The sequence below is a fragment of the Streptomyces guryensis genome, from assembly GCF_021261325.1.
Taxonomy (GTDB): Bacteria; Actinomycetota; Actinomycetes; order Streptomycetales; family Streptomycetaceae; genus Streptomyces; species Streptomyces guryensis.
This window is the reverse complement of record NZ_JAJSBI010000021.1, coordinates 110,809-127,593: the sequence shown is the minus strand read 5'-3', so window position 1 is coordinate 127,593 and position 16,785 is coordinate 110,809. Positions and strand designations below refer to the sequence as shown.

The window sequence follows — 16,785 nt, the reverse complement described above, 5'->3', positions numbered from 1 at the left end:
GACCCGTGCGTCAGCCGTGCCGCGGCTCGCGTACCACCGCGATCTGTCCCGGTGCCAGCGTCACCGAACCCGGCGTCGCCTTGCCGGTGAGGAGTTCGGTCGCGTCCTCGGCAACGGTCACCTGCGCGCCGTGCCCCCCGTGGTCGATGAGGAACAGGTAGTCCGCGGAGGGCGATCGGCGGCGCACCACCTCGACGCCCTCCGGCGCCGTGCGGACCGGTTCCACTCCGGCCGCGGTGTACGCCGTGGTGAGGAGGGAGGCGAGGGTGGCTGGGTCCGGGTGCGTGGCCAGGTACCAGGCCGTGCCGTCGCCGTACGTGTTCCGGGTCGCGGCGGGTACGCCCGCCATCAGCCCGTCGGTGTACGTCGTCACCGCCTCCGCTCCCGCCAGGCGCAGGCGTTCCGACCACAGTGAGCCCGTACCGCCCCCGCTCAGCCCGATCGTCTCGCCGGGCTGGAGCGGGAGGTACTCGTCCGAACGGACGCCCAGCACCTCGCGGAACGCTCCGGGGTAACCGCCCAGCCGGACATGGCAGTTCTCGTCGACGGCTCCGCTGTGGAAGCCGACCGCGAGCGTGCCGCCCCGCTCCGCGAACCCTGCCAGGTTCGCCGCGCCCTCATCGTCGACCAGGTACAGGCCCGGCACCAGGACCAGACGGTGCGACGACAGGTCTGCGTCCGGGCGTACGAAGTCCACGGCGACGCCCGCCCGCCACAGCGGCTCGTACCAGGAGCGCACCAGGTCCACATAGCGCAGCCGGCTGTTGGGCTGGGCGGGGACCTCCAGGGCCCAGCGGGCGTTCCAGTCCCAGGTGATGGCGACCTCGGCCGTGCCGGTGCTGCCGCGGACCTCGGCCAGCGCCTTGAGGTCGGTGCCCAGGCGGACCACGTCCCGCCAGATCTGGCTGTCGGTGCCGGCGTGCGGAACCATCGCCGAGTGCCACTGTTCGGCGCCAGCCTTCGACGCCCGCCACTGGAAGAAGGCGATGCCGTCCGCGCCGTGGGCCACGTGTGCGAGGGCGTTGCGGCGCAACTCCCCAGGTCCCTTCGGCCGGTTGACGGTGTGCCAGTTCAGCGCCCCGGTGGAGTGCTCCATCAGGAACCAGGGGCCGCCCGCCAGCGACCGCATCAGGTCGCTGCTCAGCGCGATCTCGATCTCCGGCTCGGGGTCGGTGGACATCGTGTAGTGGTCATTCGCCACCACGTCCAGCTCGGGGGCCCAGCGCCAGTAGTCCAGCGCGTCGGTGATCGCCATGAAGTTGGTGGTGACGGGAGTGGCGGGGGTCGTCGCCCGCACCACGTCACGCTCCGCCTTGTAGAGCGACAGCAGTGCGTCCGAGCTGAAGCGGCGCCAGTCCAGGAGATGAGACGGGTTGGGCCCGGCGCCGCTCGCCCGCGGGGGCAGGATCTCGTCCCAGTCGTAGTACCACTGGCCCCAGAAGGTGGTGCCCCAGGCGTCGTTCAGCGCCGCCAGGTCGTCGGCGTACTTGGTACGCAGCCAGGCCCGGAACGCCGCCGCGCTGGTGTCGCAGTAGCAGGCGTTGTTGTGGCAGCCGTACTCGTTGTGGATGTGCCACATCGCCAGCGCCGGGTGGCCGGCGTACCGTTCGGCGAGCGCGCGCGTGATGCGCAGAGCGGCCTCGCGGTAGGCGGGGCTGGACGGGCAGAGCGTCTGGCGGCTGCCGTACGACAGCCGGCGGCCGTCCTTGTCGACCGGCAGCGCCTCCGGGTGGGCACGGTAGAACCACGCCGGGGGCGCCGCGGTAGGGGTCGCGAGGTCGGCGGCGATGCCGTTCTCGTGCAGCAGGTCCAGGATCCTGTCCATGCGCGAGAAGTCGTACACGCCGTCCGAGGGCTCCAGCAGGGCCCAGGAGAAGATGCCGACGCTGACGAAGTTGACACCGGCCTCGCCCATGAGGCGCATGTCCTCGGCCCACACCTCCTCGGGCCACTGTTCGGGGTTGTAGTCGCCGCCGTAGGCGATGCCGGGGACGGAGAGGACGGGTTTCGTGGTCACTGTGTGGCTCCGGGATGGGCAGACGTGGTCACTTGAGTCCGGATGTGGCGGTGCCGGCGACGAAGCCGCGTTGCAGGATGAGGAACAGGACCAGCGAGGGCAGGATGTAGAGGATGGCGCCCGCGCCGACGACGGTGTAGAGGCCGGTTCCGTGCTCGTTGACGTAGCCGGTGGCCATCTTCACCGCGAGCGTGGTGCGGTCGTCGTCCAGCAGCAGGGCGGGGGAGATGTAGTCGCCCCAGCTCCAGCTGAAGGAGAGGACCAGGCTGGTGGCGATGACGGGCCAGGACTGCGGGAGGAAGATCCGCCAGAAGATGCGGATCTGACCGCAGCCGTCGATGATCGCCGCCTCCTCCAGTTCCTTGGGCATGTTGGTGAAGAACTGCCGGAAGAGGAAGATCAGGTACGGCGCTCCGGCCAGTCCCCACAGCACCCACGGCACATAGGTGTTGGTCAGCCCGGCCTTGGCGAACAGCAGGTAGGTCGGGATGAGGGTGATGATCTGCGGCGTCATCATCGTGGACAGCATCAGGCCGAAGATGATCCGCTTGCCTGGCCCGCTCAGCCGGGCGAAGCCGTAGCCGGCCCAGGCCGAGGCCAGGGTGATCAGCACCGAGTAGATGCCGGCGATCGTCAGCGAGTTGCGGGCGTAGCCGAAGAAGTCGAAAAGAGTCAGGGCGAGGTGGAAGTTCTCCAGGGTCGGGCGGTGCGGCCACCAGTGGATGGGCACCGCGCGCAGTTCGGAGGGGTCCTTGAACGCGCTGATCAGGAGCCAGCCGAAGGGGCTGAGCATGAGCACCAGGATCGCGACCAGGAGCATGTGGACGACTTTGCGTCGGGCCAGGACCATCAGTTGTCTCCGATCGTCCGGGGCTTGGTCTTTGCCTGTTCGGGATCCACGGAGTAGAAGACCACTCCCTTGCTCAGCCTGAAGACGAGGAAGGTGACGGCCATGACGAACGCGAAGAGCACCCAGAGCAGGGCGGAGGCGTAGCCGTAGCGGCCGTTGGAGAAGTACTGCGCGAAGACGTCGATCATGATCAGCTGGTTGCTCTGGGGCACGGCCCCCACTCCCTTGGGCGTGGGATCGACCGCGATGAGGAGGGGCAGGAAACTCTGAAGGGTCGCGATGATCTGGGTGACCAGCTGGAAGAACAGCACGGGGGAGAGGAGGGGCAGCGTGATCCGGGTGAAGGACTGCCACCAGTTCGCCCCGTCCACCCGCGCCGCGTCGAGCAGTTCGGCGGGGATGTCCTGGAGTCCGGCCAGCGAGATGATCATGACGTTCCCGCAGCCCCACACGGTCAGCGTGATCAGCACCCAGCGGGCGTACGGATCCTGCAGCCAGGCCAGCCCGTTGACGTCGAAGATGTCCAACAGGCCGTTGGCCGAACCCGAGTCACGGTCGAAGATCAGCTTGAAGGTGAGGGCGGCACCGACCGGTGGCACCACCGCGGGCAGATAGACCAGCGTGCGGAACACGCCCCGGCCACGGATCGGCTGGTTCAGCAGCACCGCGAGGAACAATCCCGCCGCGATCGTCAGCGGCACCGTGATCGCGGCGAACAGTCCGGTGCGGGCCAGGGAGGCCAGGGTGTCCGGGTCGGAGAAGACCTCCCGGTAGTTGGCCAGCCCCACATAGCGGGCGTTCGGGGACAGCCCGTCGGAGTTGGTGAAGCTCAGCCACAGCGCGTAGCCCAGCGGGAAGACCGTCATGCCGAGGAAACCCAGCAGCCACGGGCCGGCGAACACGTAGAAGGCCCCGGTGCGGCGGGCCCGCAGCGAGCGGGGACGGCGCGTTCGCGTCGAGCCGGGCCGGGTGACGGCCGCCCGCATCGACGAACGCGCGTCCGCACCGGCGAGTTGATCGGTGCTCACCCCACCAGCTCCTTGCCCCGCGCGAGCTGTTCGTTGATCTGGGAGTTGAGCGTGTCGGCGATCTTCCCTGCCGAGGTGCCGGACTTGACCGCGTCCGGCAGCACCTTGGTGAGCACCGCGTTGAGGGCGTCCACCTGGGCGTACGGGCTGACGGGCAGCACCGAGAAGTAGTCCAGCTCCCGTTGCTGCACCTCGTAGGACTGCTTGTGGAACGCCGTGTCCCGCGGCATCTTCGAGCGCAGCGAGTTCAGGGAGGGGATGCCCCACCCGCTGGTCGCTCGGTCCTGGGCGGGCTTGCTGGCGAAGTACCACTCGAAGTACCTCCAGGCGGCGTCCTTGTTCTTGGCCTCCTTGGGGATCCAGTAGCCGGTGCCGCTGAAACAGGGGCTGATGCGGTGGCTGCCGAGCTGGGGTGCGGGGGCGAACCGCGAGACCTCGGAGATCTTGGCGTCGCCGCCGATGGTGCCGCCGAACCAGTAGCCGTCGGTGGCCATCGCCATACGATTCGCCTGGTAGGTGGGCCAGTCCCAGCCGTCCGGGTTGGGGTTGACGACGCTCGGGCCGATGTCGGCCTTCGCGTAGTCCAGGTACCACTGCAGTGCCTTGAGCGCTTCGGGGGAGGAGAAGTCCACCGTGGCCAGGTCCTCGGCGAACAGGCTTCCGCCGGCCGACGCGGCCATCCACATGACCTGGGTGAGGGGGCCGCCCAGGGGCGTGCCGCTGAGGCCGTACACCTTCACCTTGCCGAGCCGGCGCTTGACCAGGCGCTTGCCGAGGTCCAGCCACTCGTCGCAGGACAACGGTTCGGTGTCGCTGGGGAGTTCCAGCTTGGCCGCCTCGAACATGTCGGTGCGGTACCAGAACATGCAGTCCTGCGAGTAGTCCTTGGCCATGCCGTAGCGGGGACCGGTGCCCTGCTTCTTGGTCGTGTGGTCGTAGCGCCACACGTCGTTGGCCGGGGCGAGGTCGGAGGGCTTGAGCGCGTCGCTCTTGGCGAAGTACGGGTCCAGGTCGGCCATCAGACCGCGCGCGGCGAAGTAGGGCACGTCCGTGGCGCCGATGCCGCGGACCACGTCCGGCGGGTTCTTGCCGGCCAGCATGGCGTTGAGCTTGGTGATGTCGTACGTGACGATCTCGAGGTTCATGCCGAGCTCGCGCTCGGCGTTCTGCTTGTCCTTCTTGGTCCAGGCGGTGTCCATGATGGTGAGCGTCTCCTTGGCGCCTTTGGCACCGCTCCCCGAGTCGACGGAGGCGGCACAGCCGGGCAGGGCGGCGGCCGAGAGAGCGGCACCGGCGGAGGCGGCCAGGAAACGGCGCCGGTCGAGGGAGCCTCTGGGGGAAACAGGCATGACGGTGAAGCCTTTCGCGCGGGGAAGGACATCAGAGGGAGAAGGGAAGCGCTGGCGTGCACACCTGGATGTCGTGTACGACCTCGTCGGCTGCTGCCGAACGCACGGGTGAGGGCCGAGAGTTGAGGAACCGGTGCTTCGTCTGTGCGGCGTCACGCCCCGAAACGCCCGCTACGGGAAACCGGTTGGGGTAACTTCCGGCGAACGCTAGGTGCGGTCTCCGATGGGTGTCAAGAGCTCGGAACATCCCAAATACCTCGGCCCGACCGGGTATTCACGTCCGTCGACGTGACCTTGACGCACCCCTCTTGACTCATTCGGCGGATCGGTGGCAGCTTCTTGTATCGCTACAAGAAACCGGTTGCTAACACTTTCGACACCTCGAACAAGGCAGCCACGATCGGGATCGCCGCGCCCCCACCCCCTGCTCGCGCCCCGCAACACCGCTCCGCAACTCATCGCCCCCATGCACCTCCCCATCGACGCAGGAGTACGTCCGTGCCCCACGCCACCGCGGTCATCAACCTCGACATCGAGGGCCCGACGATCAGCCGCCATCTCTACGGCCACTTCGCCGAGCACCTCGGCCGCTGCATCTACGGCGGCTTCTGGGTCGGGGAGGACTCGCCCATCCCCAACGAAGGAGGCATCCGGCTCGACGTCGTCCAGGCGCTACGCGCCCTGGACATCCCCAACCTGCGCTGGCCGGGCGGCTGTTTCGCCGACGAATACCACTGGCGTGACGGCATTGGCCCCCGCGAGCAGCGGCCGAGCATGGTCAACACGCACTGGGGCGACGTCGAGGAGAACAACCACTTCGGCACCCACGAATTCATGGCCCTGTGCGAACTCCTCGGCGCCGAGCCCTACATCAGCGGCAACGTCGGCTCCGGCACCGTGCGCGAGATGAGCGAATGGGTCGAGTACCTCACCCGCGACGGCGACAGCCCCATGGCCAGGCTGCGCAGGGCCAACGGCCGCAACGAGCCCTGGCGAGTGAAGTACTGGGGCATCGGCAACGAGACCTGGGGCTGCGGCGGCAACATGCGCGCCGAGTACTCCGCCGACCTGGCCCGCCAGTACGCCACCTACTGCCGCGACCACGGCGACAACAAGCTCTACCGCATCGCCTCCGGCGCCTCGGACGCCGACTACAAGTGGACCGAGACGCTGATGCAGCAGATCAGCTGCTTCGGCTGCGAGGCCACCCCGAAGAACTTCTTCCAGGGCCTGTCCGTGCACTACTACACGATCGCCGGGCCCTGGGAGGCCAAGGGCAGCTCGACCGTCTTCGACACCGACGACTACTACCGCACCATGGTCGCGGCCCGCCGCCTCGACCGCATCCTCACCGGCCACTCCACCGTCTTGGACGTCTACGATCCAGGTCGCACGGTCGGGCTGGTGCTGGACGAGTGGGGCACCTGGTGGGACGTAGAACCGGGCACCAACCCCGGGTTCCTGTTCCAGCAGAACACTTTGCGCGACGCACTCGTGGCGAGCACCCACTTCGACATCTTCCACAAGCACGCCGCACGTTTGCACATGGCCAACATCGCCCAGACCGTCAACGTTCTGCAGGCGATGCTCCTCACCGACGGCGACTCACTCGTGCTGACCCCGACCTACCACGTCTTCGAGATGAACAAGGGCCACCAGGACGCCACCTCGCTCGCCATCCATCTGACCGGGAACGACGCCCGACGCACCGTTGGTGACACGGAGCTGGAGACCCTGTCCGCCTCCGCCAGCGTCAAGGACCGGACGGTCCTCATCTCGCTGTCCAACCTCGATGCCGAGGAACCCGCCGAACTGACTCTGGACCTGCGCGGCCGGTCCGTCAGTGAACCGAGCGCCCGCATCCTGACCGCCGACCGGCTGCACGACCACAACACGCCGGGCACGCCTCACACGGTCGCCCCGCGCCCCTTCGACGACCTCAAGGCCACCGACCAGGGTCTCACCCTCACACTGCCGCCCCACTCGTTCGTCACGGTCCGCGCCCAGCTGGACTGACGCAACATCAGTTCCCATTCCCGCAACCGCACTTTCCGCCTGACAGGAGCCGCACATGGACACGAACCTGACCCGTCGCAGAACCCTCCAGGCGGCCGGAGCTGCCGCCCTCGCCGCCGGCCTGTCCTCCCTGACCGCCACGGCGGCGCACGCCGACGAGACGGCCGACGCCCCCGCGCCGCAGCTGGTGACCTACCCCATCCCGTCCGGCGCGGGGACCCAGGCCAGCTTCAAGGTGCGGGTGCGCACCGCCCCCGACGGCGAGTGGCAGACCCTTTCCTGCTACGCGCCGGGTACCAAGGAGATCAACCCCACCACCGGCTCCGGCAAGGTCTGGGGCTCCTCGATGGTGTACTTCGACTTCTGCGGACCGGTGGAGCTGGAGGTCACCCACCTCAAGGGCGGCACCACCAAGGCCCGGGTGCGGCCGGACTCGTACGGCATCAAACCCGAACTCCTCGGTGACACCCTGCGGTTCACGCTCGACGAGCCGAAGGACGTCATCGTCCAGATCAACGACGAGATCTTCGACTGCCTGCACGTCATCACCAACCGGGTCGAGAAGCACGCCCCGTCCGCCGACGACCCGGACGTCCTCTACTATGGCCCCGGCCTGCACACCGTCACCGGCAACATCCTCACCGTCCCCAGCGGCAAGACCGTCTACCTGGCCGGCGGAGCCGTCCTCAAGGCGCAGATCGACGTCAAGGGCGTCGAGCAGGTGACCGTCAAGGGGCACGGCGTCCTGCTCGCCCCGAACTCCTCGGTCGGCGGCCTGCGGATCGAGAACAGCAACAACTGCCAGGTCGACGGTGTCATCTTCCTGGGGAGCGGCATCGGCTGCGGGCAGGCCGAGAACGTCCACGTCCACAAGACCCGCGTGTTCACCTGGGGCACATGGGGCGACGGCTACCCCGTCTACTGCTCCAAGAACCTCACCTTCGACGGCTGCTTCGCCCGCACCTCCGACGACAGCTTCTCCATCTACGCCCACCGCAACGACTTCTACGGCGACACCCGCAACCTCACCATCAAGAACTGCACCCTGTGGGCGGATGTCGCCCACCCGATCCAGGTCGGAACGCACGGCGACCCCGACAACCCCGACGTCATCGAGAACCTGCTCATCAAGAACGTCGACATCCTCGACCACCGCGAACCCCAGATGAACTACCAGGGCTGCATCTCCCTCAACGCCGGCGACTCCAACCTGATCAGGAACGTGCGCGTCGAGGACGTCCGGGTCGAGGACTTCCGCTGGGGCCAACTCCTCAACTTCCGGGTCATGTTCAACAAGACGTACAACACCTCGGTCGGCCGCGGTATCGAGGACGTCTACATCAAGAACCTCACCTACACCGGCATCCACGCTAACCCGTCACTCTTCCTCGGCTACGACGCCGACCACGCCATCAACAACGTCACCTTCGAGAACCTCGTGGTCAACGGTGTGGTCATCGCCGACTCGATGCGCAAGCCGCGCTGGTACTACACCACCGACACCGTGCAGTGGTACGTCAACGAGCACGTGACGAACCTGAAGTTCCTCACCACCGCCGAGGCTCAGGCGGCCGCCGCGTCCTGATCCCGTCGCGGGCCCCGGCCCGTGCCCCAGCCCGGATAGAGCAGGCCGGAACGCCGGTGTCCGGCCTGCTCCATCCCACCCGCCCCGCACGCGGCACGTCCTGCGCGACCAGGCCCAAGCTCACCACCATGTCAAGGAGCCGGAACCCGTATGACCGACCCGCTGACGACCTTCAGCCCGGGTGAGGGCCGACGGCCCCCGAGGGCCGCGTTCCGCTCGGACGCCCCCCGACTGATCCTGGACGGCGACTGGAGGTTCCGGCTGTCCCCGTCCACCGCCGAGGCGCCGACAGGCATCGAACGGCCGGACTTCGACGACTCCGGATGGGACGAGCTGCCCGTCCCCGCCCACTGGCAGTTGCACGGTCACGGTGCCCCGATCTACACGAACATCGCCTATCCCTTCCCCCTCGATCCCCCGTACGTCCCGGACGACAACCCCACCGGTGACTACCGCCGGGCTTTCGACCTTCCCGAGGAGTGGGGCGATCTGGGAGCGGTCCTGCGCTTCGACGGGGTGGACTCCTGCTTCACCGCCTGGCTCAACGGGCAGGAACTGGGGTGGTCCACCGGCAGCCGGCTGCCCACCGAGTTCGACGTCACCGGGATCGCCAGGCCGGGCCGCAACGTCCTCGCGGTCCGTGTCCACCAGTGGTCTCCCGGCAGCTACCTGGAAGACCAGGACATGTGGTGGCTCTCCGGCATCTTCCGCTCCGTCACGCTTCTCGCCCGCGCGCTGGGAGCGCTCGACGACTACTTCGTGCACGCGGACTTCGACCACACCACAGGACGTGGCACCCTGCGCGTCGACACCTCCGCACCCGCCCGGCTGACCGTCGAGGAGCTCGGCCTGCGGGACGTCCCCGCCCAGGGGCCGTACGACCTCGCGGCGGTCGAGCCCTGGACGGCCGAGACTCCCCGGCTGTACGCGGGTGAGCTGCGGGCCGGGGGAGAGACGACCCCCCTGCGGATCGGCTTCCGCAGCGTCGCGGTCGAGGACGGGCCGCTGAAGGTCAACGGCCGGCCCGTCCTGCTGCGGGGTGTCAACCGGCACGAGTTCCACCCCGACCACGGGCGCGTCCTCGACGAGGAGACCATGCGCGAGGACATCGTGCTGATGAAGCGCCACAACATCAACGCGGTGCGCACCAGCCACTACCCACCGGACAGCCGGTTCCTGGAACTGTGCGACGAGTTGGGCCTGTGGGTGATGCTGGAGTGCGACCTGGAGACGCATGGCTTCTCCCTGACGGGCGACTGGCGCGGCAATCCCAGCGACGACCCGCGCTGGCGCGAGGCGTACTTGGACCGCATGCAGCGGACCGTCGAACGGGACAAGAACCACCCCAGTGTCGTCATGTGGTCGTTGGGCAACGAGGCCGGTGACGGCTGCAACCTCCAGGCCATGGCGGAGTGGGCCAAGAGGCGCGACCCGGACCGGCCGCTGCACTACGAGCACGACTGGGACAGTCGCTACACCGACGTGTACAGCCGTATGTACACCTCCCACGAGGAGCTCGACGCCATCGGGCGACGCGCGGAGGAGCCGCTCGCCGACCCGGTCGCCGACGCGCGGCGGTGCGGGATGCCGGCCGTCGTCGTGGAGTACGCCCACGCCATGGGCAACGGTCCCGGCGGACTCGCCGAATACCAGCGCCTGTTCGAGAAGTACGAACGATGCATGGGCGGCTTCGTCTGGGAGTGGATTGACCACGGCCTGCGCCAGGACGGTCACTTCGCCTACGGCGGCGACTTCGGGGAGGAACTGCACGACGGCAACTTCGTCTGCGACGGCCTGGTGTTCCCCGACCGCACCCCCTCGCCGGGCCTGGCCGAGTACAAGAAGGTCGTGGAACCGGTGCGCATCACCATGGCACCGGACGGCATCGAGATCGCCAACCTCCACGATTTCCGAGGCCTCTCCCATCTGGTCCTGACCTGGTGTGTGGAACACGAAGGAGAGGAGACCGCCTCCGGTGACCTGCCGCTTCCGGCGATTCCCGCGGGCAGCCCTCCGGCCCTGCTGCCGTACCCCACGGCGGACACCACCGGCCCACTCACCGTCAGCGCCCGCCTCGCCAAGGACGAGCCCTGGGCCCCGGCCGGCCACGAGGTCGCCTGGGCCCAGCGCATCCCCGAGCCGATTCCCGCGCGCCGACCGACCCGCGGGACCAGGCCCGACCCCGGCCTGTTCGACACCCGCACCGGTCGACTGACCCGGCTCGGAGACCTGCCCGTCACCGGCCCCCGACTCGACTTGTGGCGGGCGCCGATCGACAACGACCGGCTCGGCCACGATCCGGTGGCGGACACCTGGCGGCGCATCGGCCTGGACCGCCTGCACCACCGCCTGCTCGGCATGGACACCGAGGACGACACGCTGGTCGTACGCACCCGGGTCGCCCCCGCCGCCACCGACCTCGGCATGTACGCCACCTACCGCTGGCAGGACACCGGCGAGGGACTGCGCCTCACCGCCGAGATCGAGCCGGACGGGGACTGGCAGGACATCTCTCTGCCCCGCCTCGGCCTGCGGATGTCCCTGCCCGCCTGGATCGACCACGTGACCTGGTACGGGCTGGGGCCGGGAGAGGCCTATCCGGACAGCCGCCTCGCCGCCCGCCTGGGCCGTTACAGCAGCACGGTCGACGCCCTGCAGACGCCGTATGTCTTTCCCCAGGAGAACGGCAGCCGGGCCGACGTCCACTGGGCGGAGCTCACCGGCCCGCAGGGCGGACTACGCCTCACCGGCGCCCCGACCTGCCACCTGACCGCCCGCCGCTGGACCAGCGAGGACCTCGACACCGCCCGGCACACCGACGAACTCCGGCCCGCAGACGCCGTACACGTCAACATCGACCTCGCCCAGCACGGACTGGGGTCCGCCGCGTGCGGCCCCCGAGTCCTGCCGAACCACCGGCTGACCGCCCGGTCCGCCGCCTTCGCCGTCACCTTGTCGGAGACAGCCGACGGGTGATCGCCGAGTCTCAGGAGGTTCGCCCGCTGCGGGTCGGCCGCGGGTTGGCGATCACCCCCCACGCAAACCCCTGCGCTCGGCACCACAGTTCGACCACGTCGGCATCACCCCCGATCAGAGCCGGTCGGGCCCGTTCGATTGGAGTCGCACACCCATGAGCCGCAACGGTCGCCCCCCACACGGTCATGACACACCCCAACCCCTGCGTACCGAGTTGCTGAGCCGACGAGGCATCCTGCGCGCCGCAGGTGGAGTCGCTCTCGCCGGCGTGCTCGGTGCCGCCGCCATGCGGCCCGCCATCGCCGCGCCGTCTGTCTGGGCCCACCCCGGCGGGCTGCACAACTCGGGCGACATCAACCGCGCCAAGGTCCGAGTGGCCGCGGGTGCCGACCCGTGGTACGCGGGCTGGCAGCGCCTGGTCAACAACTCCCACTCCGCGTCCACCTGGACGGCCAACCCTCAGTCCATCATCTACCGGGGAAGCGGGACCTCGAACAACTATCCGATCCTCTACAACGACATCGCCGCCGCCTACCAGAACGCACTGCGCTGGCTGATCAGCGGTGACACAGCACACGCGGACTGCGCGGCCGCGATCTGCAACGCCTGGTCGAGCACGCTGACCTCGATCCAGGGCACCACAGACGGGGAGCTGGTCGCCGGCATCCAGGGCTGGCAGTTCGCCAACGTGGGCGAACTGTTGCGCGACTACAGCGGCTTCGACGTCGAGGCCTTTCAGCAGATGATGCTGAACGTGTTCTACCCGATCAACCACGGCTACCTGAGAGACCACAATTTCGCCTGCATCACCAACTACTGGGCCAACTGGGACCTGTGCAACATGGCGTCCATCATGGCCATCGCCATCCTCTGCGAGGACGGCGCCAAGTTCGACGAGGCCGTCAGCTACTTCCAGAGCGGCGCGGGCAACGGCTCCATCGAACACGCCGTGCCGTACCTGTACACCGACGACAAGGTCTACGGGCTGGGCCAGTGGCAGGAGGCAGGCCGCGACCAGGCCCACAGCATCATGGGGGTCGGCCAGATGGGCACGCTCTGCGAGATGGCCTGGAACCAGGGCGTCGACCTGTACAGCTACGACAGCAGGAGGTTTTTCCAAGGGGCCCAGTACGTCGCCAAGTACAACATCGGCCAGGACGTGCCGTTCACCACCTACAGCTGGGGCAGCGGCCAGAACTGCGCGTACAACGAGCAGACCGTGATCTCCGAATCCGGCCGCGGGCAGATCCGTCCGGTGTGGGCGATGCTCCACTTCCACTACCACGGACGCATGGGCTGGAGCGACGAGTATCTCTCGTCCATGTACTACGACTTCGTCGGAATCGAGGGTGGCGGCGGTGACTACGGCTCCACCAGCGGCGGTTACGACCACCTCGGCTTCGGCACCCTGATGTACGCCAAGTAGTCCCAGGGCGGCCCCGCGCTCCCCCGCGGGGCCGCCCCGTCACACCGTTCACGCAACGCCACATCCACGCAGGAGTATCTCCGTGCCTGACGCCAACCGCCCTGCCGAGACGGTCGTGGAGGTGGACACCCGCGCCTCGGGCACGGCCATCTCGACCGACCTTTTCGGAGCGTTCTTCGAGGACCTCAACTACGCGGCGGACGGAGGTCTTTACGCCGAGCTGGTGCAGAACAGGTCCTTCGAGTACGGCCCGGCCGACCGGCCCGAGTGGCGCTCCCTCACCTCCTGGGAGCTGCTGGAGAGGGACGGCGCCGCCGGATCGCTCGCGGTCGCCACCGACGACCCGCTGCACCCCGCCAACCCGCACTACGCGGTACTGACCAGCACCACCGTCGAGGGTGCGGGCCTGCGCAACGAGGGGTTCGACGGCATCCCGGTCCGGGCGGGTGAGCCGTACGACGTGAGTCTCTTCGCCCGCCTGGCCGAGGGTACCGTCGGCCGGCTGGTCGCGCGGATCGAGAGCCGGGACGGCGAACGCGTCCACGGGCAGGCGGAGTTGGGTCCGCTCGACGGCTCCTGGAGACGCCGCGCGGCGGTCATCACCTCCGAAGCGACCGACCCCGACGCCCGCCTCACCCTCACGGCGACCGGCCCCGGCACCGTCCACCTGGACCTGGTCTCACTCTTCCCGCAGAACACGTTCAAGGGCCGCCCGAACGGCCTGCGCGCAGACCTGGCGCAGGCAATCGCCGACCTGAAGCCCAAGTTCCTGCGTTTCCCCGGCGGTTGCCTCGCCCACGGACAAGGACTCGGCAACATGTACCGCTGGTCCGAGACCGTCGGACCGCTGCACGAGCGCCGGCAGCAGTTCAACATCTGGCACTACCACCAGTCGATGGGCCTCGGCTACTACGAGTACTTCCAGTTCTGCGAGGACATCGGCGCCAAGCCGGTGCCCATAGTCCCGGCCGGGGTCTGCTGCCAGAACAGCGACGTGACCGGACAGATCGGCCTCCCCGACGAGGAGATGGACGCATACGTCGCCGAGGTGCTGGCCCTGGTGGAGTGGGCCAACGGCCCCGTCGACTCCCGCTGGGGCGCCCTGCGCGCCGCCGCCGGACACCCCGAGCCGTTCGGCTTGGAATACCTCGGCGTCGGCAACGAGGACAGCATCACCGACACCTTCCGCGAGCGCTTCTCCCGCATCCACGACGCCGTGCGCGAGCACCACCCCGAGATCACCGTCATCGGCACCCTCGGCCCGGCCACCTTCGGCGAGGACTGGGAGAAGGGCTGGGCGTTCGCCCGCGAGCGGAACCTCCCCGTCGTCGACGAGCACTCCTACAAATCACCGCGCTGGCTCCTGGAGAACAGCCGTCGATTCGACACCATGGACCGCGAGGGCCCGCACCTGTACATCGGCGAGTACGGCAGCTGGTGCAACGACGGCCGCGGCGCCCTCGCCGAGGCCCTCTACATGATCGCCATGGAGCGCAACGGCGACGTCGTCCGGATGGCCTCCTACGCCCCGCTCCTCGCCAAACGCGACCACACCCAGTGGCTGCCCGACCTGATCTACTTCGACAACACGCACGTCTGGACCACCCTCAACTACCACGTCCAGCAGATGCATTCGCTGAACTCGGGTGACACCTCGCTGCCCGTCAGGGTCACCGGAGCGCCCCAGGTACCGGCCGTCCAGGTGAGCGACCGGCACGACATCCGCATCGGCACCGGACCCGACACGCGCGCCGAGTTCACCGGCGTCCTCTGCGGCCCCCTGGGCGAACAGGCCGCACCGGCCCCCGACTTCCGCAACTGGGAGATGCAGGACGGTACTTGGGAGGCAAACGGCGAGACCGCGGCCGGATCGGGTGCCGGCCCGCTGCTCATGGACGCGGTGCGCGGAACGTCGTACGCCTTCTCCGTGCGGGCCAGGAAGGCGGACGGTCCCGAGGGGTTCGTCCTGTGCTTCACCGGGACGACGTCCGAGCGCCGGTACCAGTGGCGGCTCGGCGGCTGGGGCAACCGGGCGACCTGGCTCCAGCGGGTGGACGACGGCGTGGGGGAGGACCTCGGCGAGCGGGTGCTCGAAGGTGTGGAGAGCGGGCGTTGGTACGACCTGCGGGTGGAGGTGGATGGCCTGCGCGTGCGTTGCTTCCGCGACGGCGAGCTGCTGCACGACGTCGAGGACGTCCGGCCGGACCCGGAGGTCTTCGCCGTCTCGGCCGTTCGCGACAGTGACGCGGGCGACGTGATCGTCAAGATCGCGAATACCACTTCCCGCCCCGTCCCGGTCAGGCTGCGCATGTCCGGCGCAGAGGGCGTCGCGACCGGTTACGCCCGCACGACTCTCACCGTTGCCCCGGACGCCACCAGCCGGTTCGGGCCCGCCCCGGCCGCCCCCGTCCACGACCGGCTGACTGGCACGCTCTGTGCCGTCCCGCCGTACTCCTTCACCGTCCTGCGCACGGACGCGCGGCATAGCATGCGTGCGGGTACCGAGACCGCTGACCAGGGGCGAGCGTGGTAACGATCCAGGACGTGGCGAAGGCGGCCGGAGTCTCGCCGATGACCGTGTCGAACGTCATCAACGACCATCCGAACGTCCGCCCGTCGACGCGCGAGAAGGTCCTGGAGGCGATGGCCCGGCTCGACTACCGGGTCAATGTCGCCGCCCGCAACCTGCGCAAGGGCCGCACCGGGATCATCGGTCTCGCCGTTCCCGAGGTCAACAGTCCCTATTACGGACGGCTCGCGGCCGGCATCGTCGCCGCCGCCGAACGACGCGACCTCAGGGTGAGCATCGAGCAGACCGCTTCCCGGGAGAACGAGTTGGACGCGCTCTCCCTGTCCCGCAACGCCCTGTACGACGGGCTCATCCTCACCGCAGCCGGCATGAGCCAGGCCGACGCCGAGCGGCTCAAGGTGGAGCACCCAGTGGTCGTCCTCGGCGACCGGATCTTCGGCGGTCCCGTCGACCACGTCGCCATGCCCAACCTGGAGGCGGCCCGGGCGGCCACCGGCCATCTGATCGAGCGGGGCTGCCGGCGCGTCGCGTTCCTGTGCGGGGCGCTGGAGGAGGTCGACACCTCCAGCTTCCGCCTCACCGGCTACCGGCAGGCGCTCGAGGCTGCGGGCCTTCCCGTGGACCGCGCCCTGATCCAGCAGGTGGACCGGCTCGGCATGCGCGAAGGCGCGCGGCGTGCCCGCGAGATGGCGGAGAGCGGGCTCGACTTCGATGGCGTGTTCTGCATCACCGACTCCCTGGCCATGGGCGTGCTGCGGGGCCTGACCGACGTCGGGATCCGGGTGCCCGACCAGGTGAAGGTGATCGGGTTCGACAACGTCTCGGAGAGCGAATTCTTCATCCCCTCCCTCTCCACCGTGGACCCGGACCACGACGGCATGGCCGAGCGCGCGGTCGACCTCCTCATCCGGCGCATCGAGCAGACCGGGCCCTCGACGCGGCACCAGGACTTCATCGGCGACTTCGCCCTGATGATCCGGGAGTCGACGGGCGGCTGAACACGCCGCG

10 protein-coding genes are annotated in these 16,785 nt (G+C 68.8%); 6 read left to right on the top strand and 4 right to left on the bottom strand.

Annotation, left to right across the window (positions count from 1 at the left end):
• Positions 1–10: 10 nt before the first annotated feature.
• From LJ657_RS33545 to LJ657_RS33530, 4 genes are read right to left on the bottom strand one after another with little or no spacing between them, the layout of a single operon-like run.
• Positions 11–2,017 (bottom strand): beta-galactosidase, encoded by a 2,007-nt coding sequence (locus tag LJ657_RS33545; protein WP_232652661.1) that lies wholly within the window; start codon positions 2,015–2,017, stop codon positions 11–13.
• 28 nt (positions 2,018–2,045) lie between these two features.
• Positions 2,046–2,867 (bottom strand): carbohydrate ABC transporter permease, encoded by an 822-nt coding sequence (locus LJ657_RS33540; RefSeq protein WP_232652660.1) that lies wholly within the window; start codon positions 2,865–2,867, stop codon positions 2,046–2,048.
• Positions 2,867–3,895 carry a carbohydrate ABC transporter permease gene (locus tag LJ657_RS33535; RefSeq protein WP_308117101.1) on the bottom strand — a complete coding sequence of 343 codons (1,029 nt, stop codon included), beginning with the start codon at positions 3,893–3,895 and terminating at the stop codon, positions 2,867–2,869. Before LJ657_RS33535 ends, LJ657_RS33540 begins: the two co-directional genes overlap by 1 nt.
• Positions 3,892–5,244, bottom strand: a complete 1,353-nt coding sequence (locus tag LJ657_RS33530) for an extracellular solute-binding protein (RefSeq protein WP_232652659.1) — start codon at positions 5,242–5,244, stop codon at positions 3,892–3,894. Before LJ657_RS33530 ends, LJ657_RS33535 begins: the two co-directional genes overlap by 4 nt.
• A 498-nt stretch (positions 5,245–5,742) precedes the next feature.
• Here LJ657_RS33530 and LJ657_RS48745 point away from each other — a divergent pair, with 498 nt between their 5' ends.
• The 6 genes from LJ657_RS48745 to LJ657_RS33500 all read left to right on the top strand — a co-directional run bounded on the left by LJ657_RS48745 (position 5,743) and on the right by LJ657_RS33500 (position 16,775).
• Positions 5,743–7,260, top strand: coding sequence for an alpha-N-arabinofuranosidase (locus LJ657_RS48745; protein ID WP_232652658.1), 1,518 nt, complete (start codon positions 5,743–5,745; stop codon positions 7,258–7,260).
• Positions 7,261–7,315: 55 nt separating this feature from the next.
• On the top strand, positions 7,316–8,845 hold the full coding sequence (locus LJ657_RS33520) for a glycoside hydrolase family protein (protein WP_232652657.1): 1,530 nt from the start codon (positions 7,316–7,318) through the stop codon (positions 8,843–8,845).
• A 150-nt stretch (positions 8,846–8,995) separates the two neighbouring features.
• Positions 8,996–11,821 carry a glycoside hydrolase family 2 TIM barrel-domain containing protein gene (locus tag LJ657_RS33515; protein WP_232652656.1) on the top strand — a complete coding sequence of 942 codons (2,826 nt, stop codon included), beginning with the start codon at positions 8,996–8,998 and terminating at the stop codon, positions 11,819–11,821.
• A 154-nt stretch (positions 11,822–11,975) separates the two neighbouring features.
• Positions 11,976–13,247, top strand: coding sequence for an alginate lyase family protein (locus LJ657_RS33510; RefSeq protein ID WP_232652655.1), 1,272 nt, complete (start codon positions 11,976–11,978; stop codon positions 13,245–13,247).
• Positions 13,248–13,329: 82 nt separating this feature from the next.
• Positions 13,330–15,780: an alpha-L-arabinofuranosidase family protein gene (locus LJ657_RS48740; RefSeq protein WP_232652654.1), complete on the top strand. Its 2,451-nt coding sequence runs from the start codon at positions 13,330–13,332 to the stop codon at positions 15,778–15,780.
• Positions 15,774–16,775: a LacI family DNA-binding transcriptional regulator gene (locus LJ657_RS33500; protein ID WP_232652653.1), complete on the top strand. Its 1,002-nt coding sequence runs from the start codon at positions 15,774–15,776 to the stop codon at positions 16,773–16,775. The genes LJ657_RS48740 and LJ657_RS33500 overlap by 7 nt, the downstream gene beginning before the upstream one ends.
• Positions 16,776–16,785: the final 10 nt, after the last annotated feature.

Excerpts from the sequence above, each read along its gene's own strand:
- LJ657_RS33515 (WP_232652656.1), top strand. The coding sequence starts at position 8,996 with ATGACCGACCCGCTGACGACCTTCAGCCCGGGTGAGGGCCGACGGCCC.
- LJ657_RS33510 (WP_232652655.1), top strand. The coding sequence starts at position 11,976 with ATGAGCCGCAACGGTCGCCCCCCACACGGTCATGACACACCCCAACCC.
- LJ657_RS33540 (WP_232652660.1), bottom strand. The coding sequence starts at position 2,867 with ATGGTCCTGGCCCGACGCAAAGTCGTCCACATGCTCCTGGTCGCGATC.
- LJ657_RS33520 (WP_232652657.1), top strand. The coding sequence starts at position 7,316 with ATGGACACGAACCTGACCCGTCGCAGAACCCTCCAGGCGGCCGGAGCT.
- LJ657_RS33530 (WP_232652659.1), bottom strand. The coding sequence starts at position 5,244 with ATGCCTGTTTCCCCCAGAGGCTCCCTCGACCGGCGCCGTTTCCTGGCC.